At 25.7% G+C, this 24,425-nt stretch carries 17 protein-coding genes, 1 pseudogene and 1 CRISPR repeat array; all 18 genes and pseudogenes read left to right on the top strand.

The window, feature by feature from the left end; genetic code table 11:
• Positions 1-13: 13 nt before the first annotated feature.
• The 18 genes and pseudogenes from JJC02_14250 to JJC02_14165 all read left to right on the top strand — a co-directional run bounded on the left by JJC02_14250 (position 14) and on the right by JJC02_14165 (position 24,309).
• Complete coding sequence (locus JJC02_14250) at positions 14-865, top strand: undecaprenyl-diphosphate phosphatase (GenBank protein ID UDN54047.1); 852 nt, start codon at positions 14-16, stop codon at positions 863-865.
• 103 nt (positions 866-968) lie between these two features.
• On the top strand, positions 969-1,715 hold the full coding sequence (locus JJC02_14245) for an ABC transporter ATP-binding protein (GenBank protein UDN54046.1): 747 nt from the start codon (positions 969-971) through the stop codon (positions 1,713-1,715).
• Positions 1,715-3,631, top strand: coding sequence for an ABC transporter permease (locus JJC02_14240; GenBank protein UDN54045.1), 1,917 nt, complete (start codon positions 1,715-1,717; stop codon positions 3,629-3,631). The genes JJC02_14245 and JJC02_14240 overlap by 1 nt, the downstream gene beginning before the upstream one ends.
• 268 nt (positions 3,632-3,899) lie before the next feature.
• Positions 3,900-4,817 (top strand): transcriptional regulator, encoded by a 918-nt coding sequence (locus tag JJC02_14235; protein ID UDN54044.1) that lies wholly within the window; start codon positions 3,900-3,902, stop codon positions 4,815-4,817.
• Positions 4,818-4,894: 77 nt separating this feature from the next.
• Complete coding sequence (gene cas6 / locus JJC02_14230; protein ID UDN54043.1) at positions 4,895-5,632, top strand: CRISPR-associated endoribonuclease Cas6; 738 nt, start codon at positions 4,895-4,897, stop codon at positions 5,630-5,632.
• Positions 5,633-5,637: 5 nt separating this feature from the next.
• Entirely contained in the window at positions 5,638-7,518 is a 1,881-nt protein-coding gene (cas8a1, locus tag JJC02_14225; GenBank protein UDN54042.1) for a type I-B CRISPR-associated protein Cas8b1/Cst1, read from the top strand.
• A gap of 1 nt (position 7,519) precedes the next feature.
• Entirely contained in the window at positions 7,520-8,434 is a 915-nt protein-coding gene (gene cas7i, locus JJC02_14220; GenBank protein UDN54041.1) for a type I-B CRISPR-associated protein Cas7/Cst2/DevR, read from the top strand.
• A 1-nt stretch (position 8,435) separates the two neighbouring features.
• Positions 8,436-9,155, top strand: coding sequence for a type I-B CRISPR-associated protein Cas5 (gene cas5b / locus JJC02_14215; protein UDN54040.1), 720 nt, complete (start codon positions 8,436-8,438; stop codon positions 9,153-9,155).
• Positions 9,152-11,473: a CRISPR-associated helicase Cas3' gene (gene cas3, locus JJC02_14210; GenBank protein ID UDN54039.1), complete on the top strand. Its 2,322-nt coding sequence runs from the start codon at positions 9,152-9,154 to the stop codon at positions 11,471-11,473. Before cas5b ends, cas3 begins: the two co-directional genes overlap by 4 nt.
• A gap of 14 nt (positions 11,474-11,487) precedes the next feature.
• Complete coding sequence (gene cas4 / locus JJC02_14205) at positions 11,488-12,039, top strand: CRISPR-associated protein Cas4 (GenBank protein ID UDN54038.1); 552 nt, start codon at positions 11,488-11,490, stop codon at positions 12,037-12,039.
• A gap of 2 nt (positions 12,040-12,041) precedes the next feature.
• Positions 12,042-13,022, top strand: a complete 981-nt coding sequence (gene cas1b / locus JJC02_14200) for a type I-B CRISPR-associated endonuclease Cas1 (protein ID UDN54037.1) — start codon at positions 12,042-12,044, stop codon at positions 13,020-13,022.
• 3 nt (positions 13,023-13,025) lie between these two features.
• Complete coding sequence (gene cas2 / locus JJC02_14195) at positions 13,026-13,292, top strand: CRISPR-associated endonuclease Cas2 (protein UDN54036.1); 267 nt, start codon at positions 13,026-13,028, stop codon at positions 13,290-13,292.
• A gap of 183 nt (positions 13,293-13,475) precedes the next feature.
• Positions 13,476-14,160: direct repeats of the CRISPR family, unit length 29 nt; unit sequence GTTTTATATTAACTAAGTGGTATGTAAAG.
• A 61-nt stretch (positions 14,161-14,221) separates the two neighbouring features.
• On the top strand, positions 14,222-14,650 hold the full coding sequence (locus tag JJC02_14190; protein ID UDN54035.1) for an N-acetyltransferase: 429 nt from the start codon (positions 14,222-14,224) through the stop codon (positions 14,648-14,650).
• 376 nt (positions 14,651-15,026) lie between these two features.
• A pseudogene (locus JJC02_14185) lies at positions 15,027-15,811 on the top strand (methyltransferase type 11).
• A 258-nt stretch (positions 15,812-16,069) separates the two neighbouring features.
• Positions 16,070-19,873, top strand: coding sequence for a cell wall-binding repeat-containing protein (locus tag JJC02_14180; protein ID UDN54034.1), 3,804 nt, complete (start codon positions 16,070-16,072; stop codon positions 19,871-19,873).
• A 79-nt stretch (positions 19,874-19,952) separates the two neighbouring features.
• The gene (locus JJC02_14175; GenBank protein UDN54033.1) at positions 19,953-21,746 is read left to right on the top strand and encodes an O-antigen ligase family protein; all 1,794 of its coding nucleotides are present in this window, start codon (positions 19,953-19,955) and stop codon (positions 21,744-21,746) included.
• A gap of 61 nt (positions 21,747-21,807) precedes the next feature.
• Positions 21,808-22,764, top strand: a complete 957-nt coding sequence (locus JJC02_14170) for a glycosyltransferase family 2 protein (GenBank protein ID UDN54032.1) — start codon at positions 21,808-21,810, stop codon at positions 22,762-22,764.
• Positions 22,765-22,908: 144 nt separating this feature from the next.
• Positions 22,909-24,309: a glycosyltransferase family 39 protein gene (locus tag JJC02_14165; GenBank protein ID UDN54031.1), complete on the top strand. Its 1,401-nt coding sequence runs from the start codon at positions 22,909-22,911 to the stop codon at positions 24,307-24,309.
• Positions 24,310-24,425: the final 116 nt, after the last annotated feature.

Below are 24,425 nucleotides of genomic sequence, written 5' to 3'. Positions count from 1 at the left end.
AGGATGTTTATTGATGAGTTTAGATGTTATTTTTATATTGAAATCAGTCATAATAGCTATAGTAGAGGGGTTTACAGAATTTATTCCAGTTTCATCTACAGGTCATATGATTTTGGTTGGTAATTTAATAGATTTTAAGGGGCAATTTGCTGAAATGTTTGAGGTTGTAATACAACTTGGGGCTATATTAGCAGTAGTAGTACTTTATTGGAAAAAGATAAAAGATAGCGTTATAGAATTTTTTAAATTTATATTTACTGGCGGAAAAGAAGGAAAGATTGGTTTTAGATTTGGAATGAATGTAATTATAGGTTGTATACCATTTGCGATTATAGGAGTTCTATTTTATGATAATATAAAATCATTGTTTAATTTACAATCTGTAATTATAGGATTTATAGTGGGTGGGATTTTATTATTAGTAGTAGAAACTTTGTTTAGAAAAAAGAATCATTCAACAGATAATATAGATAAAATTACTCCAATACAAGCTTTAAAGGTTGGGACATTACAAGTTTTGTCTGCATGGCCAGGTATGTCAAGGAGTGCATCTACTATTATGGGTGGATGGATAGCAGGACTTAATTCTCCTACAGCAGCTGAGTTTTCTTTCTTTTTAGCAGTACCAGCTATGGTGGCTTCTTCAGGAAAAGATTTATTTGAATTTGATTATTCAATAATGACACCAACATTGTGGATTGCTTTGGTAGTTGGGTTTATAGTAGCTTTTATTGTATCAATAATAGTTATGGAAAAATTCGTGAATTTTTTAAAGAAAAAACCAATGAGAGTGTTTGCTGTATACAGAATAATCATGGGTGTAGTACTTGCAGTATTAGCTTTTACTAACATAATTAGTGTATAGAAAAAATAGATTTATTATCTATAAAAATTAAACTAAGATAAATTATAATTAACAATTATATATATGTTATTTCAAAAATTAAATTAGGAAGGATAGTTAAATAATGAAAATTTTAACTGTAAATAATTTAAGTAAAGTATATGGTAAAAAAATAATTTTCAACGCATTAAATGACATAAATTTTAGTATAGAAGATGGAGAATTTGTAGGAATTATGGGTCCATCTGGTAGTGGAAAAACTACTCTTTTAAATATGATTTCTACTATTGACAAGCCAACTACAGGAACTATGGAATTAAAGGGCAAGAATCCTTTATTGTTAAGAGGTGAGGAACTTGCATTATTTAGAAGAAGAGAGTTAGGTTTTGTATTTCAGGATTTTAATTTATTGGATACATTAACTATAGGAGAAAATATAGTATTGCCATTGACATTAGATAAGGTCAGTGTAAAAGAGCAAGATGAGAGATTGAATGAAGTATCTACAATATTAGGTATAAAAGATTTATTAGGAAAAAGAACTTTTGAAGTATCAGGTGGTCAAGCTCAGAGGACTGCTATTGCTAGAGCATTGATTAACAATCCATCAATACTTTTAGCAGATGAACCAACAGGTAATTTAGATTCAAAGTCATCAAAGGTTGTAATGGAGCTATTTCAAAAGATAAATAAAGAAAATAAAGTTACTACTATGATGGTAACTCATGACCCATTAGCAGCGAGCTACTGTAGTAGAATCTTATTCATAAAAGATGGGTCTATATATAATGAAATATATAAGGGTAGTAGTAGAGAGCAGTTTTATCAAGAGATAATGGATGTACTTACATTATTGGGAGGCGATAACTAATGAATATAAAACAGTTTGCTATTAACAATATTTCAAGAAATATTAAAGCGTATTTAGGATACTTAGCAAGTATTGTTATATCATCTTCACTGCTATTTTCTTTTATTATGTTTACAAGTCATCCAGATTTAGATGTATCTCAATTTCCTGATTATTTAAAAGAAGGTCTCAAGATGAGTAAGATAATTGCATATCTATTCTTATTCTTCTTTGTGTTTTATTCAGTTAGTGTGTTTCTTAAAAGTAGATATAAAGAATTTGGAATACTTTATATTACAGGTATATCAAAACGCCAAGTAATGAAATTAATCTTTATAGAAAATATGATAATAAATATAGTATCTTCTGTAATTGGAATAATAATAGGCTTAATCTTTGCAAAGATATTTTTAGTGATTATGGCTACTTTTTTAGAATTATCACCATTAAAATTCTATATACCATTTAATGCAATATTGTCTACTTTAATATATTTTATGATTTTAGCTATATTGACATCAATATTTACTTCTTTTATAGTTAAGGAAAATCAGGTGTTGAAGTTACTTAAAGGTACAAAAACTCCAAAACCAGAGCCTAAAACATCACTAATGCTTGCTATATTAAGTATTTGTCTGTTTATAATAGCATATTATAATGCTGTTACCTCAACTGACCAATATACGACATATCTGCGCTTAGTTCCAGTTACATTTCTTACTATAGTAGCAACCTATTTATTCTTTTCTCAATTTAGTGTGTTTTTTATGAAGAAGCTAAAATTAAACAAGAGATTTTATAGAAAAAATACAAATATGCTTTGGATTTCAAACTTAATTTATAAAGTAAAGGATAATGCTAGAATATTTTTCTTGATAACTATAACTTCTGCAGTAACATTTACTGCTATAGGTACAGTTTATTCTTTTTGGAAAGATGTAAATCGTCAAATTAATTTAATATATCCTAATACAATATATTATTCAACTATGACCTTGCATAATGACCCTAAGAAGCCTGATAGCAAAGAAAAAGACAAGGAAAGAATGAGATTTATAGAAACTAAGCTAAAAAAAGAAAATATAGACTATACAATAATTAATGGTGAATTTAAAACTGTATTTCCCAAGAAAAGTGATTTTAATGTCAGAATTATGAAAGAATCTAAGTACCTAGAAATAACAGAGGCTATAGGGGTTAAGCCTATAAGTTTTGAAGATAATGAATCTATATCATTATTATCATCAAGTTTACCAGGAAATAAGAAAGTCAAAGAAAATGTTATTGTAGGGAATAAAAGTTTAAAGGTAGCAAAACAAGTAGAAGAATGTGTTATGCCAGCATATTATAAAAATATGTATGTGGTAAAGGATAATTTTTATGATAGTATAGAATCAAAATTTATAGTGGATAGATTTACTGCATTTGAAGTAGAGGATTCAAGTAAAACTATAGAGATATGTAGACAATTTGAGAATAAATTTAATAATGAGTCTGGGATGCAGCCATATTTGTTTTTCTCTAAAGACTTAATGATAGAAACTGGGAAATTAATGTATTCTACATTTATATTTTTAGCAATATTTATAGGTTTAATTTTCTTTGTTACTACAAGTAGCTTTTTATATAATAAGTTTTATATGGATTGTCAAGTTGATAAGAAAAAGTATGAGCAGTTAAATAAATTGGGGATGACATATAATGAGATTAAAAAAGCTTCAACTATTGAGATTGGAATTGTGTTTTTATTACCTTATGTAGTGGCAGTTGTACATTCGATATTTGCACTTACTGCTTTGAAGAATTCTTTTGATATAGAAGTAGCATCTTCAGCAGTTTTGGTAATGGGAAGCCTATTTTTAGTTCAAATAGTGTATTTCTTAATTGTGAGAAATAATTATTTAAAAGAGATAAGATTAAACTTAGTTAATTTTTAGGATAGGCTATTAACTAATAAGAAGTATTTAAAATTGATTAATATTACTGGAATTATAAATATTTATTTTTTCAGTAATATTTTTTATTGTATTAATTATTAAAATTATATACTAATATGTCATAATAAGTATCTAAATAGTAAAAAATTCTACTTATATAAAACATAAGGAGGTTATATGTATATATGTGTAGAAATAAACAATATAAGATATTAATTAATATTATTAGGAGGTGTTATTCATTAGTAAATTAGCTAATACAATAAGAATGATGATATTAATTCAAAGTAGAGGAAGAATGAAGTGTAAAGAGCTAGCAGAAGAATTGGAAGTAAGTGAAAGGCAAATAAAAAGTTATAAGGAATATTTAGAACAAGCAGGTATATTTATAAATTCAACACCTGGGATTTATGGTGGATATGAAATTGATAAATGTAATAGTATCTCACTAATTAAATTATTGGATAGTGAAGTTTCAATTCTAGACATGATAAATTCACAACTAGAGTACAATAATGATATTTACAAAAATGAATTTAATAGTATTGTAGAAAAAATAAAAGCAGTATTAAATACAGGAGAAAAAAGCGATACATATATGGATTATTTCACAGTACAAGCACAACGTAATTGTAATTATGAGTTTGAAAAAAATAAATGTAACGAAATAACTAGAGCGTATACGACAAAACGTAAGCTTTGGATAGAATATTATTCATTGAACTTAGGTAGTAGCGAAAGAATTGTTCATCCATACGGTTTATTTAACTATAAATCAGATACCTATATGGTAGCTTTTTGTGAAAAAAGGCTTAAGTTTATAGATTTTAAATTATGTAGAATTAAAAGTTATAAGGTTTTAGAAGAAAAATATAATGTAGATAAAAGTTTTAATTGGGATGAATATAGTAAAAATAGTATAGGAATTTATAAGGGAGAAGAAATTAATGTTGTTATAAAAATTAGCCATCCATTTTCAATAATTATAAAGGAGAAAGTTTGGGTTAATAATCAACAAATTGTAGAGTATGACAATAATTCTATACTATTTAAAGCTAAAATGAGAGGTTATGAAGAGATAAAAAGTTGGATTTTGAGTATGGGAGCTTATGTTGAAGTTATAGAACCTATTAGACTTAGAGATGATATATTGTCAGAAATTGAAAAAATGAAAAAAATTTACTGATTTTTTTAAATAATTTATATTCAGACAGATATACTTCACGGTCTAGTGTTAATATATTAGTTGAGAGAGGTGATATTATGAAAATGAAAATTGAATTTAGTACAGATTGTATACCAATATCTTATAATTCACTCTTTATGAGTATTATAAAAGAAGCGATAAGAAAGTCTAATGAAGATTACTATAAAAATATGTACTATTATAATGAAAAAAATAATAAAAAAACTAAAAATTTCACATTTTCAGTTTATATAAAAAAATATAGCATTGAAGGCGACAATTTTATTATTAAAGATAAAGTAATATTAAATATAAGTACTCCAGATTTAGAATTAGGTTTTCATATATATAATGGATTAATGACTTCTAAAAAGTGCTTATATAAAGAATATGAACTTACAAGGATTAGAATAGACTTATCAAGAGAAAAGAAGGTAACAAAAGAGATGGTACTATTTAATGCACTATCTCCAATTTGTATAAAGTCTAAAGAAGGAAAATTCTTGGAGATAAATGATGATGGATATATAGAAGAGTTAAACTATATAACTAATGAAGTTATCAAAAACTATAGAGGAAATGGATTAAAAAGAAAACTAGAATTTGAAAATATAGGTTTTAAAAAGGTAGTTGTTAAAGAGCGTTTAAGAGAATTTAAAAAAATAACAGGAAAAGAGTATCAATATGTTAATGGTTACAAAGGTAAGTTTATATTAAAAGGCGATATTGATGACTTAAATCTTATCTACAACCTAGGAGTAGGTTTTAGGCGAGCACAGGGGTTTGGAAATGTAGATATTCTAGAATGGAGGTGAGATAAATGAAGTTAAGAGTTTATAGAGGAGACTGGTTCTTTAATATGGGTATAGTTGGATTTTTAAACATAATAAAGAAATCAGAGAAGAAATCAGAAATATTTATTATGGAAGACTATATTGAATTTGATAGTTCCTTTCTTGGAAACTTTCATGAGTATTATTTTGATTACTTCATGGATGAATATGATGTATCCAAAAGGATTAGAAAGAGTGTTGATTATAATATAAATTTTATTAAGTCTAAGCCTGATAAAATCAAAGATGGAATTAAGAAAATTAAGGATAATATAAAACAGCAAAATGATAAGGTCAAAAAATTTGATGAAGATAATTCTAACTTGATAAAAGAAAAGCTAGACATTATGTCTAAGATAAAAAGTTATGATGAATTTGATTTATTAGAAACTTTAATTGATGAGATTATTGATATATTTAAAATAAAATCAATAAATGACAGACTTACAGCCAATCTTTATAAATATGTAGTTCAAGATAATTATTTTGGACAAGTTAGTTTTTTTAATGTTGCTAAGGCTAAATTAGATTTAGATGGATTAAAACAAGTAATGTTTAATGATTATTTAAGACAAATTATATATTTTGGAGAGTTAGAAGATTTATTAGAAGAGAATGACTGTGATAAGTTGAAAAACTATTTGAATGATAGATTAAATAGTATAGCTAAGGATATAAGTGAAAAAAAAGTTAGTAAGTCTAGTGTAAATACTATAGAAAAAATTATGAAGGAAATAAATAAAAACTTTATAAAGAAAAATAAAAGTATTGAAGACATAAAGTTGTATATGGATGGTTTAGAAGTATGTGAAATGTGTGGTTCATATAAAGGAATATTAGATGAATACTCAGAAAGTAATTTTGCTCCACTTGGAGTAAGTACCAATAATGCTAGGAATATGTTTTGGAATCAGGAGTATACATCATCAATATGTGATGTTTGTAAGCTTATATTATTCTGTACTCCAGCAGGGGCTACTTATACAAGAAAGAACTATTTATCTAATGAAGAGAATGAGTTTTATTTATTTGTTAACATGGATACTTCTATAAATGAGCTTTTTGAAAGAAATAATGAGTTGAAACTACAGAAAAGTGAGTTATCAGATTCAAAATATGAAAACTTTTTTAATAAATTTATAAAAACTATAATAGTAGAAGAAAATAAATTAAAAAGTGAATGGCAACTTGCGAATATCCTTTTTGTAGAATTCAAAGCAAGTATAGATTCTAAAAAGTGTAAAATAAATTACTTTAATATTCCTACTTATTTAGCAAAAATTTTTACAGATGAGTATGCAAATAAAAAAATACAAAGTATCTATGATTATAAGCTTAAATCAAATGTATTAGATTTAAGCTTGAAAAATAGGGACTTGAAGCATTTAACTAATAATACTTTAAGAAATAAAGTTAATAATTATATGGAAAGCAACAACAAATCAAATATATTAGGAATAGATTGTTTTAGAGTAGTCCAATTAAGAGCATTAATAAATAGTTATAAGAAGGGGGTATATAGAATGGATAGTAAAAATTTGGAAAAGAATGATGAAAAACTGAGAATAATTTATTATTTGGGTTGTGATATACATGACCATTATGTCAATAAAAATTCTAAAAATAAAATAGATGGAGTAAGTTATAAACTTTTAAATTTAGTTAAAGTAGGAAATAAAAGTGATTTTATGGATACACTTATAAGAATTTTTATGTCAGCTGAAAAAAAGCTTCCAGCGTTTTTTTTAGATATAGAGATTGAAAAAGATTTAGACTTTGAATCTATAGGTCATGCTTTTATATCTGGATTAATTTCTGGAAAATATGAAGGAAAAGATAAACTAACAAACGAAGAGGAGGAAAAATAAGATGAAAAGAGGATTAACATTTACAGTAATAGCACAGGCTCAAAGTTTAAACTATGGTGAAGGGATAGGTAATATATCAGAATTAAAAAAACTAAGTAGAGATGATGGAAACATCTATACATTTGCATCTCGTCAGTGTCTAAGATATGACATAGTACGATTAGCTTCGGAGTTATTTAATTGGAATTTACAAGTTGTTGATAAAGGAAAAGGTACAATTCAGTTTAAAGACAATATAAGCATAAGAGAATCAGAAGAAATGGACTTATTTGGATATATGAAAACAAATAAAAAAGATGAGAAAGATAAAAAAGGGGGTTCATTGACTAGAGAAGCCACTGTAAGATTGAGTAATGCGATTTCTCTTGAGCCATATAGAAGCGATATGGATTTTTTAAATAATAAAGGATTAGCAGATAGAATAGGAGAACACCCTAATCTTGCCAACATAGAGCAACATTTAAGTTATTATACATATACAGTGACTATAGATTTATCTAAAATAGGTAAGGATGGAGATATAGAACTTGATAATAAAGATAAATGTAGAAGAGTAGTAGAATTTTTAGAAATAATAAAAGTATTGAATAGAAATATTAGAGGTAGACAAGAAAATTTATCTCCTCTATTTTTAGTAGGAGGAGTATATGAAATACCAAATCCATTTTTCTTGGGTAGAATTAAATTAAAAGGAGATAAAAATGGATTTAAAGTAAATAAGTCAGCAATAGAAGAAGTAGTTCAAGGTACTTTTTTAGGAAAGGGTCTAAAAGAGTTTACCTATGTGGGAATGGTAGACGGAGCATTTACAAATAAAGAAGAATTTGAGGAGTTATTTGAAGATAATTTTTTAAGTGTAGATAAATTTTTTGGACAATTAGTTAAAGAGGTAAAGGAATATTATGGGGTGAATTAATATGAAGGTTTTGAAATTAGATTTATTTCAAGAAACTGCATGCTATAAAAAGCCATTTGCTATGAAGATTACAGAGACATATCCACTACCACCGTATTCTACAGTAAATGGATTAATTCACAAAACATTAAATGCTACAGAGTATATACCATTTAATATAAGTGTGCAAGGAACATATGAAAGTATATTTAATAATTATCAGACAACTTATTTTTACAAAAAGGATAGTATTACATCTATGCCAATGAACAGTCATATGTTATTGAATGTAAATTTGATAATTCATATAGGTGGGGATTTTGAATTATTAAAAAAATTATATGATAGTTTATTAAATTATGATGAGCATTTATCATTAGGTAGAAAAGAAGATTTAGTAAGAATTAATGATATTAGATTTGTAGAAGTTAATAAGTTTGAAGTAAATGCTGTGAAAGTAGAAGTAGATGATTATGAAAATCACAAATTATCAAAATATAAGATAAGACGACCTATATATATACCAAAGTCAACTTTACAAGATAAAGTAATAAATGGGATAAGCTATAGACTCAACAATTATTATAAAAATAATGCTAATAAAGATAAAAAAAGAATTTGGAACAAAATTGATAGTTATTATATTGAAAAAGGTAATAAAATAAGACGTGGATATATATTGTTAGATGCAGATGGAGATTTATTATACTTTAATAGAAAAGAAGGAGATGAGTCTTATTGATATATGCAAAATCTAATCCAGTAGAAACATTAAGAGAACATACTGATGAGCTTTTAGAACAAAGAAATATATTAAAGTGTTGTTATGATACAAGTATAAATAAGTTAGATTTTTTAGGTAAAGAAAAATTCTGGGAATGGCTTGATTTTGTTATAGAATTTCATGATGTTGGAAAAGCATTTTCACCATTTCAAAAGCTAATAAGAAGTAGAATGGATATTGAAATAAATGAACCTGAAATAACAACTAATTTAGAGAACAATATAGGGCATAATTTTATTTCTCCTGCATTTATCAATTATGGATACTTGGATATAGAAGATGATTGGGATTTAATGGATGTGCTCAATCAAATTATTGTATATCATCATGAAAGAGATATCTTTATAGATGAAGATTTTAAAGATTTGGTACAAAAAGTATTAGATAAGGATTTAATAAATAAAGTAGATGAAATACAAAATGAATTTAATGTCAGATATCATATAAAAACTAAGAAACTTAGCAATATATATTTACAAGGTATAGAAAAAAGAATAGATAAAAATCATAAATACTATAATTTATATATTATGTTAAAAGGTATACTACATAGACTAGACCATAGTGCTTCTGCTCATGAGGTTGTGGAGTGTAATAGTAATATGAATATAGGCGAATACACAGAAAAACATTTAATAAAAGAGTTTGGTAGTCTAAGGGAAGTTCAGGCATTTGCTAAATTGAATAGAAGCAAGAATATAATACTGATTGCATCTACAGGAATGGGAAAAACAGAAACTGCTTTAATTTGGATAGATAAAGAGAAGGCATTTTTTACATTACCATTAAGGGTAAGTATAAATGCATTATTTGATAGGGCAAAAAATATAGTTGGAGTAGGAGAATCAAATGATACATTCTTAGGATTGTTACATTCAACAGCAATAGATTATCTGGAAGAAAGTAATCAAGAAAATTCAAATGAGATTGTAGATTTAGCAAAGTTATTATCTTGTAAGCTGACATTTTCTACAATAGACCAAATATTTAAATTCCCTTTTTTGTATAGAGGCTATGAAAAAGTATACTCAACATTAGCATATTCAAAGGTAGTCATAGATGAGATACAAGCATATTCGCCAGAAATAGCAGCTGTACTGGTAAAAGGCATAGAAATGATACATAAGATAGGTGGCAGATTTATGATAATGACAGCTACTATGCCAACTATATATATAGATGAACTAAAAAAAAGAGGTGTAATAGATAGTAATATAGCTATATTAACAAAAAATACAACAAAAATACGACACTGTGTAGCCATTGTAAAAAATTCAATAGATAAAAATTTAGAAAAAATAATACAAAGTGGAATGAATAAAAAAGTTTTAGTAATAGTAAATACAGTTAAAAGTGCTGTAGAAAAATATGAGTTAATAGAAGAGATAGTTAAGTCAAAAGGAATAGATATTAATGTAAATCTTCTACATTCTATGTATATACAAGAAGATAGAGCAAAGTTAGAAAAATATATAAAAGAATTTGCCAATAGTGATAGAAATGGAATTTGGATTACAACACAATTAGTAGAGGCATCCCTTGATATTGATTTTGATGAGCTTCATACAGAAAATTCAACACTTGACAGTTTATTTCAAAGGTTTGGAAGATGTTATAGAAGTCGTGAGTATAAAGAAAATAGTCCAAATATATTTATATATACAGAAAAAGCTACAGGAATAGGCAGTATTTATGATGAAACAATTGTAAAAAATGGACTTGAGTTATTGAAAGCTTTTATAAATGGCAAAGAATGTGTGAAGATGGAAGAAAAATATAAGGTAGAAATGGTTAAGATACTATACTCTAAGGAAAGTTTAGAAGGTACAGCTTTTAAAAAGAGATTTACTAGTGCTTTAAATATTTTAGATACTATAACACCATATAGTTTGGGTTCTAAAGACGCACAAAATATACTTAGAAATATTGAAGGATATACAGTAATTCCAGAGGATATATATAATAAAATTGAAGAAACTTTAATAAAAAATTATAAAAATTTGGGTCAAGAACTTACAGAGGCATATAGTAATGAAGACAGACAATTAATAAATGAAATAAAATCTAAGAGAAAAAAAGCTAGAAGAGAAATAATTAAAAAAAGTGTAAATATACCAATATATAAAGCTAAACAAAATATAGTGGATATAAATATAAAGGGGCTAGAAGATTTAAAAATACTTTTATATAAATATGATATACATGAAAATGAGCATACAAAACAGATATTTGGCAAAGGTGTGCTTATAGGTAAGGAAATAGACCAATTTATTTGATTTTTATATTAACAATGTGGCTAAAATTTACTAAAGAAGGTGATTTTGTGCCAATAGATTTAGAATTATTGAAAGTTCAAGGAGTAAAGATAAATTATTATTATATATGTAAAAGAAAGCTATGGTTATTCTCTAAAGGAATAACCATGGAACAAAATAGTAGTAGAGTTTTATCTGGAAAAATAGTACATGAAGATTCTTATAAAAGAATGAAAAATAAAGAAGTATTAATTGATGATATCTTGAGATTGGATATAATAAAGGATGAGTATGTTAGGGAAGTAAAAATAAGTTCAAAGATGAAAGAAGCAGATGAAATGCAATTATACTATTACTTATATTATTTAAAGAATAGTCTGGGTATAGATAAAAAAGGAACCATAAATTATGTTAAGGAAAAGAAACAAGAAGAACTGATATTGACAGAGGAAAAAGAAAGAATTGTTGAAAATACACTTATAAATATAAATGAAATAAATATGAAGTCATCTCCTCCTAAAATTGAGAAAAAATCTTATTGTACAAAATGCGCTTATTATGAATTTTGTTTCGTGAAGGAGAAGTGACAATGTATAGAGATTACTATATGATAAGTAATGGTAATATAAAAAGAAAAGAAAATACGATTTACTATTATAATTTAGAAGGTGAGAAAAAAATATTACCAGTAGAACAAGTTGATGATATTCATATATATGGAGAAGTAGATTTAAACACAAAACTTATAAACTATATAAGCCAATATGGAGTTATGCTTCACTTCTACAATTATTATGGGTATTATTCAGGTACATATTATCCAAGAAAGAAAAGTGTATCAGGATTCAGCTTAGTATGTCAATCAGCTCATTATTTAGATAAAAATGAAAGACTATATTTAGCAAAATCATTTGTAGAAAGTGCGTCATACCATATTTTAAGAAATATGAGGTATTACAATGTTGATAATAGTTTAATTAATACTATAAAAGATGAACTAAATGATTTGAATGATGTCAAAGAAATATCAGAACTTATGGGTAAAGAAGGTAGAATAAGAAAAACATACTATAAATCTTTTAATCAAATATTAAGAAATGATTTTGAATTTTATAAGAGAGAAAAAAGACCTCCTAAAGACCCAGTAAATGCTCTTATGTCTTTTGGAAATAGCATAATGTATACGAATGTTTTAAGTGAGATATATAAGACACAGCTTGACCCTACAATAAGCTTTTTACATGAACCATCTACAAAGAGATTTTCCTTAAGCTTAGACATTGCAGAAATTTTCAAGCCAATTATAATTGACACAATAATTTTTAGCTTGATTAATAACAAAAGAATTAATAAGAGTGATTTTGAATATCAGGACAAAATTTGTTATTTAAGTGAAAAAGGAAAGAAGAAATTTCTACAAGAATTTGAAAATAAGATGCAGACAACTATAAAACATAGAAATCTTAATAGAAAAGTTTCATATAGAATGTTTATAAGGTTAGAATGTTATAAATTAATTAAACATTTTATCAATGATGAAAAGTATAAAGTTTTAAAGGCATGGTGGTAAAGTATGTTTGTTATTGTTACTTATGATGTTGTTGAAGCAAGGTCATTAAACAAGGTTAGAAAAATACTTAGAAAATATTTGACTTGGACTCAGAATTCTGTTTTTGAAGGAGATATTACTGATGGGAAGTTACATAAATGTATTTCTGAAATAGAAAAGATTATTGATAATAGTGAAGATTCGATTTATGTTTATGAGATAAAAAATCCTAATTCAATTAAAAAGAAATGTTATGGTATTGATAAGTATTCTGATGAAATGTTTATATAGGTTTGCAGTGAGCGATATTTATGCTAAAATAGGTGTTAACAGTTGGAATATAAGGGATTGAAGGCATATGATAACTGTTATCAATTGCACTACTACTCGCTCACTGCAAATTTTGATGTTTTTATTGAATTATAATTGCTTGAATGCAGTATTTTCAATGTATTCAATTACACCTATTTTGGGGTTTTATATTAACTAAGTGGTATGTAAAGTTTCTTTAGACCACATTTTTTCATTATAGTAGTATTGTTTTATATTAACTAAGTGGTATGTAAAGCTGTACAAGCTTTCAAAACTGTTTAAATTTATAACTCGTTTTATATTAACTAAGTGGTATGTAAAGCGTGCTGAACTTAAAATAATGATGCTATTTTGGGACAGTTTTATATTAACTAAGTGGTATGTAAAGCCTTTAAAAAATTTTTCGTCTGCATGTAAAAATAGCGTTTTATATTAACTAAGTGGTATGTAAAGACTATCTAGCTATAGTAAGTAACAGTAATCTTTTACTGTTTTATATTAACTAAGTGGTATGTAAAGTAGTAAAAGTATTTCTATCAACATTATTTCCAAACCCTGTTTTATATTAACTAAGTGGTATGTAAAGGAAGATGTTAAATATGATGACTATATTCTTCAAAGAGTTTTATATTAACTAAGTGGTATGTAAAGTCTAGTATGTCTTGTACTGATGCCAAGTCATCATTAGGTTTTATATTAACTAAGTGGTATGTAAAGAATGACCAGTACAAATGCGAGGTTGGCGATGATAAAGTTTTATATTAACTAAGTGGTATGTAAAGCTTACTGCATCAAAACTATCATTCTCAGTTATGTTAGTTTTATATTAACCGTATCATATCTAAATAAAATACACTTACCTATAAATATGACAAAAATCAATACAAAAATGGGGTGAAACAAAATTTATGATAAGGAAATTAAACAATAAAGATATAAATAAAATCATGGAAATATGGAAAGAAAGCACAATCAAAGCACATGACTTTATAAGTAAAGAATACTGGGAAAATAGCTATAATGCCGTTAAAAATGAATATATACCTATATCAGATACATTTGTGTATAATGATGGAGAGGAAATAAAAGGATTTATAAGCATAATAGATAAAAACTTTATAGGAGCTTTATTTATAAACCCAAACTACCAAAACTTAGGTATAGGAGGTAAATTTTTAGATTATGCAACTAAAAAATATAAAAGTCTAAGCTTAGCAGTATATAAAGATAATAAAAAAGCAGTTGTATTCTACAATAAAAAAGGTTTTAATATATTAAAAGAGCAAATAAATGAGGACTCAGGATTTAAAGAATATATAATGGAATATAGTAAATAATATGAGCTAATATATTTGTCATTTGATTATGCAAAATTTTATGAAGCAGGAACCATGTGACTTTAATCATGGGAGGTTCAGTAGGAGTACTTTTATAAAATAATTTTTAGAATTATAAATTCTATATGCTTAAAATATTAAAAAGTATAATGATGAGATGAAAGAACTATGAATAAAAGAGCATTTATGTATTACACTAGAATAAGAGGATAGCGCACAAATTGTGGCTATCTTACAACAGCTTATAACACATTTTATATAATCTAGAAAAGTTATCTTATGAAAGTAGCCATAATTTAGTGCTATTTAAATTAAATAGTGAATTTAAGGAAATTATGGGAATGAAACAGAATATAAGTAATGTAAATAAAAAAATATTAGTAAACTAAAAAAGATAGAAACAACTAGATTACTACTTAGTGAAAATATAGATGTATTTAAATGTCCACTTTGCAAAGAATATATGGTTACTATTGATAAAAATAGTGTTAAATGTGTGAACAAACACTGTTTTGATATATCTAAAAAAGGATATGTTAATTTATTAAATAGCAATGCAAAAACTATTTATGATAAAGAACTATTTGAGTCAAGACATGAAATATATAGTTCTAAAGTGTATGATTATTTAATAGAAGAAATAAAATCTATAATTAAAAATTACACTTTAAATAAGTATAGTAACTATATATTAGATGCAGGTTGTGGTGAAGGATATTTCTTAAATAAATTATATGGTGTATTTCAGATTTAGCAAATTTACCATTTAAAGATAATAAGTTAGATATAATACTAAATATACTTTCTCTTACAAACTATAAGGAATTTACAAGAGTTTTAAATAATTATGGAATGGTAATAAAGATTGTTCCAGAGTCAAATTATTTAAAAGAAATAAGGACAAGTATACAGGAAAATATAAAAAATATCTATTATAATAATAAAAATATTATACATGTGTTTAAAAAGCATCTTGATTTGATTTATGATAATAGAATTAATTATAAGAGCAATATTAGTACATTAAATTTAAGAAATTTGGTTTAAATGACACTTTTGACATCATCATTAGATGAAGAAGAGATTTTAAGGTTGATGAAATCAGGTATATCTAATATAACTATTGATTTGAGAGTTATGGTTGGCGTTTTGAGAACATAATAAATATATATTTATATAAAAATATATAATATGGTATTACAAAATTTGTAATGGAAATAATCTTATTTTGATAATTTATTAATATAGATTATTTCCATTATATTTTGTGCACTTATACGAAAAAATTTTATCGAAAAATAAAAAAACTGAAGTAAAGAGGTAAGTATTTTTTTTGTAAGGGCGATAAGTATAGTATAAGTTAAATTTAAACTGAGGATGTTATCAGAAGAATTAAAAAATTATCTGAGGGGGGATAATATGAAAAGGTTTAAGAAAGTAATATCATCATTAATTGTTATTTTTATGGTATCTAGTTCAATGCCTACATATGCACTTAGTGAAGAAAAGTTGTCTGGAAATAACAGGTATGAAACAGCAATAAAAGTTAGCAAAAAAATAGGTGACACTTCTAATAGTGTTGTGTTAGTAAATGATTATTCTATGGTAGATGCATTATCTGCAACTCCTTTTGCGAGTAGAGAAAATGCTCCAATTCTTTTGACATCAAAACATTATCTGACAAAACAGACTGAAGATGAAATAAATAGGCTGAAAGCTAAAAAAGTTTATATAATTGGAGGTCTTAATTCTGTATCACAAAAAGTTATAGACAAAATAAAAGCTAAAGGGCTAGAGTATGAGGTAATAAATGGTAGTGATAGATTTGAAACTGCTTTAAAAATAGCAAATAAAATGGATAAAAAGAAAAATATATCTGAGATTGCTGTTGTAAGTGGATACAATGGACTTCCTGATGCAGTGAGTATAGCTGCTATAGCAGCAGAAAAAAATATGCCTATATTGTTAGCTGATGATTTAACAAAAGGAACTAAAAAAGCTAATAATTTTATAAAAAGTAAAGATATAAGGAAAACATATGTTATAGGAAATACAAATGTGATATCTGAAAATACAAAAAATAGTCTGCCTAATTCAGAAAGAATAGGTGGTCAAGACAGAGATGAAACTAATGCCAAGATTATAGAAAAATTCTATCCAGCAAAAAATTTAAAAAATGTATATGTGGCTAGAAACGGCATGAGAAATCAAGAAGACTTAATAGATGCACTAGTGGTAGGAGTACTGGCTAACAAAAACTCATCTCCAATTGTAATATCTGGTGATAAGTTGAATTCTAAACAAAAAGATATATTAAAAGGTAAAAAATTTGATAGTATAACTCAAGTTGGAGGTATAGTAAATAGTTCTGTTATTTCTGAATTGAAGAAATATCAAAAAGATAGTAATGGAAGTTCTAGCAATAATAGTAAGGAACAAAATAGAACTATTGAGGCAAAAAATATTTCAGAATTGAAAAATGCTATTACAAATAGTAAAAATAATGATACTATAAACTTTAATGCCTCTTCAAGTATAACATCAGATTTTATAATGTCTACAACAAAAAGTATAACTATAAATATGAAAGGTACATATAATTGTACTGTTACTATAGATATACCTAATGGCGATGTAAATAATAATGGAACAATAGATAAGGTGGTTATTGAAGATATAAAATATAGCACTTTTAATAATAGTGGAACTATAAAATCTTTGATAGTAAAAGATAATAATGGTTCTAGAATTGTAAACAAAAGTCAAGGAAAGATAGAGAATATTGAAATTATTAATGCAGTTAAGAATTTACAAATAAAAAATGATGGTAAGATTAATAAAGTAACTTCTAATGCTGAAAATGTTAAGATACAAAATAATGGTACTATTGATACTGTGGATGGAAGTCATAAGCCAACTATAGACGGGACAGCTCCTGATGATACAGGGCAACGTGAAATAAAAATTAATTCTATCCAAATCGTAAACTCAGAAAAAATAAAATTAGAAATGCCAAATATAGATTCTATTAAGTTTAGTATTACAGGAAATGGATACGATGGTAATGTTGATTCAATTATAAGTGGAAATTCGTATACTTTGGTATTGAGTAAACCTTTAGTTGAAAATTTAAAATATACTCTTAATATTAGTGCACCAAATTATAAAGATTTGTCTAGAGAGATATGTTTAAGTATTGTAGAAGCTCCTAAAAGTGAAGTATCAAGTATAGCAGCAAAATATAATTATTATAATAAAGATAATATATATGTAGAAGCAAAATTCCCTAGAATTGTTAAATTATATAAAAAAGGCACTAATCAAGAGTCAGATGTATGGCATCTATTTGGTAACTTTAAAGTTTATAAAAAAGAAAATGAAAAGCTTGTGTTGCAAAAAGACCTTATAGGAAGTAGCTATCATCATGGCACTAAGTATTATTTTAGGATTAAAGATAAAGCTATAGAAGATTTTGGAACCTATTTTATAAGGTTTGAAAATGTGGATATAAAAGATTTATCAGGTAAAGATTTTAAAGATGAAATTATATTTAAGATAGGTCCTGATAAAGCGTCAGTATCAACTATGGAAGAACTAGAAAATGCATTATCCATTGGGACTCGAGAAGTAACTTTAAAAAATAGTATCAATGTTACAAAAGATTTAACTATTGGAGAAGGTACAAATTTGATAATACCAAAAGATATGATACTTGGAATAGATGATATAAATTTGAATCTTAATGGTAAAATAACTGGGGAAGGAAAAGTTAGTAAAGAGGATAATGTTAAATTAAGCAAATTTGGTGTATTATATGAGCCTAAACTTAAACTTGATACTGTTGATAATAATTCTGCAATAGAAATAAAGAATGTTGCTAATACATCTATTGATAGCATTATTGTAGATAGATGGAAATTTCTTGAAAAAGATGAAAATGGAGTATATTCAACATCAAGTGGATACCATGGTCCTGACGGGATTGAAGTTAAAGAAATTGAGAATACTGATTTAGTTACAAAAGTTAAAATTACTTCTAAAGAAATTATTGAAAATTGTAATGTAACTGTAATTTGTGGTTCTTATGCTGATTATATACTTAATGGGATTGTTTTAGAAAAAGGTCCAACTATAAATGCTGATAAGAGTAAGTTAATAGATAAGATAAAGGAATGTAATCTTTTACATGACAAATCTGAAGAAGGTACTGAAACTGGTCAGTATCCACAAGGATCAAAGAGTGTCTATAAAAATAAAATTAATGAAGCTCAAAAAATGGTAGATAATAAGGAAAATAATATTCCTCAAAGTAAAATAAATCAAGAAATAGAGAAACTTGATGTTGCAATAAATGATTTTAAGAGTTTAGTAGTTCCTGAAAAAGCTATAAATGAACAAGAATTAAATAATAAATTAAAGTTACATAATACTTTACTTATATCGGAAGATATAAATGTTAAATCATATGATGAATTGAATATTAAAGAAGGGCAGACTTTAATTATAGCGTCAGGAAAAACATTAACAATTAAAAATTTAGAAGTTAATGGAAGGATAAAAGTAGAACAAGGGGGAAATGTCATAGTTGAAAAAACTAAAATAGGTGATGGTGGTGTTATTGATAAGCCTGAAATTGAGCAAATTAAAATTAATGGTGTATCAGGAATTGCAATTAAGAATTCTGGTAAATTTGGTATTAATACCATAACTATAGATGACAAAGCTTATTTTCGTATAGGAAGTTCTGGAATAGTATCCAGGAGCACTCCTCCCCAAGGTTATAATTTAAATATGAATTTAATAAACGAATCAGAGGTGCCAGAAGATTCTTTAGTTAAGAATAGTAATTATAATTCAACTCCTATCTTGTATATAACTGTAACTACACCTAATGCAGGAAAAGAGAAATTTAAGGTGAGAGTATCCGATATTTATGGAAATAAAAGTGATGAGATACTAGACATTCCTTTAGTATTAAAAGTATCTAAAGAACAATTAGAAAGCCAAGTAAATTATGCTAGATATATCCTAAATGTACTGGGTCCAGACAATGTAAATGCTACTCCTGAATCTAAAGAAACATATGAAAAGGTAATAGATAAAATAGATTCAATATTGAAAAAAGAGAACATAACTCAGGAAGAGTTAAACAATGCTAGTATAGAATTAAAAACGGCTACAGATAATTTCAAAAATCAACAAGTTAGCAAGATTAAAAAATAAAATTTGAATTAAAAGTGCTATCTTAAAATAGAAAGTAAATTTTTATATTAGATAGCACTTATTTATGTGAGGGATGAAATTGAATAAAGATAAATATATAACCAAAATTATAGATGTAATACCATTATTATTGATATTAGGGATAATGCCATTGATTTCATATGGGAAAATTGATATTTTAAGTGAAAATATATTCTTAAATTGGAATGGAAAAAATGCTGAAATAGATCTTTTTGCATACTATAAGTTTATATTCACTATTATTATGACAATAATGTCTATATTAATGTTATTTATTAAAAAACAAAAACTTGTAAAAGACATACCAATATATAAATTTATTTTAATTTATATAATTTGTATAATAATTTCAGTTATATTATCAGAGTATAAAGATATGGCGATTAATGGGTTTGTTTTTAGATACGAAGGCATGATAGCATTAATTGTGTACTTATTACTATTATTTATGAGTATTAATATGTTTGATAATAAAGATAAAATAAAAAGTATATTTATAGTATTGATTACATCTTCACTAGTGATATCAATAATAGCTGTATTTCAATATTACAATCATGATATATTTCAAAATTTCAATATACAGAAAAGTTTAATACCTAAAGAACATCAATATTTAGCTGGCAAAATAGTATTTTCAAATGCTGATAATGCTAAGGTGTATTCAACATTGAGTAATTCAAACTATTTAGGCAGTTACTTTGCGCTTATACTTCCAATAATGATAACAATATCAATTTTATCAAAAAAATATAGAAAAATATTTATACCTATATCAATATTAAATTTATTTGTACTGGTGGCATCAGATTCAGCTGCTGGATTCATTTCAGTAGTGGCTACATTTTTAATTTTAATTCTAATATTAAGAAAAAAAATAATGGAAGAATATAAAAAAGGCTTTTTAGTGCTTTCTTGTTTGATTGTAGTTTTAGGAGTTTTTGACTTTTTATCCAAAGGATTAATCTATACTAAGACAAGCAGTGCCTTAAATGAATTTATCTATGAAGTAAATGTTGGAAAAGAAAAATCGAAACTTGAAGATATAAAACTTAAAGACAATTTAGCAGAAATAAATTTCAAAGGTAAGGTTTTAAATATAGAATCAAACAATCAGCAGTTATTTTTTAGAGATGAGAATAATAATCTGCTAAGTCTTAAATTTGATAATCAGTTAAAGTCATGGGAATTTCTAGAAAATGAGTATAAAGATACAATTATTGAGTTTGTACGATTAAAAGAAAGTGGTAAAAATATAATAAAAGTCGATGTAGATGAAGATATACATATAAGATTAACAACTGAAAATGATGTATTTAAATATATAACTCATGGTGGTAGAATAATTGAACCTAAAGAAGTAAAATATTGGTGGGGAGATGGAAAAGAAGAGCTTCTTACATCAAGAATATACATATGGTCAAGAGCTTTACCTATTATTTTAGAAAAACCTTTATTTGGATATGGGCCAGATACATTTGTAGCAGTATTTCCACAATATGATTATGTAGGTTTGTATAAAGCATACGATACTACTAACATGATTGTGGACAAGCCACACAATATGTATATTCAGATTGCCCAAGGTACAGGTATTATATCGTTGTTTGCATTTTTAGGGATAACAACTTTATACATAGGAAAAAGCTTTAAAATATATACAAAATCTAGAAATAATGATTTTTATCATATAATTGGATGTGCAATATTGATGGGGATTATTGGTTTCCTGATTTCTGGATTTTTTAATGATAGTGTTGTATTTATTTCACCTATATTCTATATTCTTATGGGTATTGGTGTAAGGATAAATTATATCATAGAAAGCAATATTGATAAAGAAATTCAGTAAACTATTCAAATATAGGGTATCCTTTAATAAATTAGGTCATTTTATCAACTTGTAAAGGGGTATGATTAGCTTGAAAATTATATATTTTATAATACCTTGCTATAATGAGGAAGATGTTTTAAAAGAAACATCAAATAGACTAGAAATCAAAATCAATTCATTAATAAATGATAAGATAATTAGTGAAAAAAGTAAGATTGTATTTATAGATGATGGGAGTAAAGATAATACATGGTGTATTATAGAAGAATTAAGTAAAAATAAATCTGTTTTTTGTGGTATTAAACTTTCTTGTAACAGGGGTCATCAGAATGCTATATTAGCGGGTTTACTGCAAACAAAAGAATTTTGTGATGCTACAATTTCTATAGATGCAGATTTGCAAGATGATATAGATATATTAGATGAATTTATACAAAAATTTTATGATGGTTGTGATATTATATATGGAGTGCGTAAAAGCAGAAAAAAGGATACTTTATTTAAGAGGAATTCGGCTAAATTGTTTTATAAATTAATGAGTTTATTAGGTTCAAATATAGTGTATAATCATGCGGATTATAGGCTTTTAAGCAAACGTACTATAGAATCACTTTCACAATTTAGAGAGGTAAATTTATTCTTAAGAGGAATAATTCCTCTTATAGGATATAAATCCAGCTTTGTTTTTTATGAAAGAAAAGAAAGACTTGCTGGTGAGTCAAAATATACGATAAAAAAGATGTTGTCATTTGCATTTGAAGGTATAACTTCTTTTAGTATAAAGCCATTAAGAATGATAATGTCAACTGGTATTTTGATTTTTTTAGCTAGTTTAATAATATTAGTGTATTTACTTGTGCAGTATTTCCTAAAAAAACATGTTGATATGTGGATAATTATTGTATTTTCAATATGGGCTATTGGAGGATTTCAAGTGTTTTGTATAGGTTTAGTTGGAGAATACATTGGTAAAATATATATGGAAACTAAGAATAGACCAAGATTTATAATAGATAAATTTATAAATAACAAATAGTTTTGCCGAAGATATTAAGGAGATATGATGAGTAAATTAAACTTTAAGGAAATACTATTATTTTTATTTACATCAATATTTATTTTTAGTTTCATATGTATAATAAAAATTATATTGTTTGATAATGTAAATTTATTTTATAACATGAATCCATTTATAATTATTATTGGAATATTAGTATTATTATTTTTATTATATACTTTAAATAAATTTTTTAATAATTTAGAAGATAAAAAATTAAAAAAAATAAGAAGAAATTGTTTTATAGGGATTTTAGTTTTACAGATTATTTTTGCTGTCTTTCTTCATGTTAATCCTACTTGGGATTTTAGAAGTGTAAATCAATCTGCAATAGAACTTGCTCTATATAATAAGCCATTAGGAGAATATTTTTATGTATCATATCCCAATAATATCGCAATAACATTATTATTATCATGTATGTATAAATTTATAGGTATGTATACAGATAATATACATACTTTTTATACTTTTGGAACTTTACTAAACATATTTATGATAAATATATCAATACTAATATTATCTAAGTTTATAAAGAAAGTGTTTGGGATATGTAAAGAAACACTATTTAGTGTATTTGCCTTGTTGATAACTCCTTTTTATGCTTATTCGCAAATTGTATATACTGATACAATTACAATGTTTTTTCCAATTACAATGTTTTTATTCTTATATAACTATATAAATAGTAAAAGTAAGGTAAGGTTTAGATATTTAATTTATATTGGCATATTAGCATGTATAGGGACTGCATTGAAAACAAATGTTATAATATCTTTAATAGCCATAGTGATATATTTGTTTTTTTTAAATAAAATTAAACCTTCAATAAAGTGTATATCACTAATAATAATTCCTTTTATAATAGGGACGATGTTTTTTCAATATATGGTAACTTACTTTATACCTGTGACATATAAAGAAGCTGGATTACCATACACACATTGGATGATGATGGGACTAGAAAAACCGTATGGGAGTTTTTCTCATGAAGATGTTCAATTTTCATTAAAGCAACGTTCTTTAAACGGAAAAGAAGGCACTAAGAAAGCTAATATTAAAATTATAAAACAAAGATTAAAAAGTTATGGAGTGGAAGGATATCTTAGATTTTTAAAGAATAAAATATCTTTTACATGGGGTGATGGAACATACTATTCTTTGAGCAAGCTTAGTAGAGAAGCTGTATTTAAAGGGAGTATTTTTTATGAACATGTTGTAGGAAAAAAGAATGGTGTATTTGTGAGTGTAAGTCAGTTTTCACATATACTTATTTTAATTATGATTGTCGTATCAAGCATAAGATTTTATAAATATCCAAAAGAATTTACAAGTTCCCTTAACATATGCATATTTGGAGTATTTTTGTTTTTAATCATCTGGGAGACTAGGTCTAGATATTTATTGTGTTATCTACCTATTTTAATATTAAGTGCGTTTTTTGGATTAGATTATATTTTAGAAGTGTTAGAAAAATCAGCAAATAAAATTAAAAGTTACTTTAATGGATTGTTTAAAAATTAATAAATTAAATATTAATAAAAAATTGCTATATAACGTGCTCGTTATTATCAAGTTGTATAGCAATTTTTAGATATAAAAGAAGTCTATTCATATATTCGAAAAATTTATTTATAATT

The organism is Clostridioides sp. ES-S-0054-01, assembly GCA_021561035.1.
Lineage (GTDB): Bacteria > Bacillota > Clostridia > Peptostreptococcales > Peptostreptococcaceae > Clostridioides.
Note: the sequence above shows the minus strand (reverse complement) of the source record. Positions and strands in the feature narration are given on the sequence as shown.

Coding starts and splice junctions, on each gene's coding strand:
- cas8a1 (UDN54042.1), top strand. CDS start 5,638: ATGAAGTTAAGAGTTTATAGAGGAGACTGGTTCTTTAATATGGGTATA.
- cas6 (UDN54043.1), top strand. CDS start 4,895: ATGAAAATGAAAATTGAATTTAGTACAGATTGTATACCAATATCTTAT.
- JJC02_14250 (UDN54047.1), top strand. CDS start 14: ATGAGTTTAGATGTTATTTTTATATTGAAATCAGTCATAATAGCTATA.
- JJC02_14170 (UDN54032.1), top strand. CDS start 21,808: ATGATTAGCTTGAAAATTATATATTTTATAATACCTTGCTATAATGAG.
- cas7i (UDN54041.1), top strand. CDS start 7,520: ATGAAAAGAGGATTAACATTTACAGTAATAGCACAGGCTCAAAGTTTA.
- JJC02_14190 (UDN54035.1), top strand. CDS start 14,222: ATGATAAGGAAATTAAACAATAAAGATATAAATAAAATCATGGAAATA.
- JJC02_14235 (UDN54044.1), top strand. CDS start 3,900: ATGATGATATTAATTCAAAGTAGAGGAAGAATGAAGTGTAAAGAGCTA.
- cas4 (UDN54038.1), top strand. CDS start 11,488: ATGTGGCTAAAATTTACTAAAGAAGGTGATTTTGTGCCAATAGATTTA.
- JJC02_14245 (UDN54046.1), top strand. CDS start 969: ATGAAAATTTTAACTGTAAATAATTTAAGTAAAGTATATGGTAAAAAA.
- JJC02_14240 (UDN54045.1), top strand. CDS start 1,715: ATGAATATAAAACAGTTTGCTATTAACAATATTTCAAGAAATATTAAA.
- cas1b (UDN54037.1), top strand. CDS start 12,042: ATGTATAGAGATTACTATATGATAAGTAATGGTAATATAAAAAGAAAA.
- JJC02_14165 (UDN54031.1), top strand. CDS start 22,909: ATGAATCCATTTATAATTATTATTGGAATATTAGTATTATTATTTTTA.
- cas2 (UDN54036.1), top strand. CDS start 13,026: ATGTTTGTTATTGTTACTTATGATGTTGTTGAAGCAAGGTCATTAAAC.
- JJC02_14180 (UDN54034.1), top strand. CDS start 16,070: ATGAAAAGGTTTAAGAAAGTAATATCATCATTAATTGTTATTTTTATG.
- cas5b (UDN54040.1), top strand. CDS start 8,436: ATGAAGGTTTTGAAATTAGATTTATTTCAAGAAACTGCATGCTATAAA.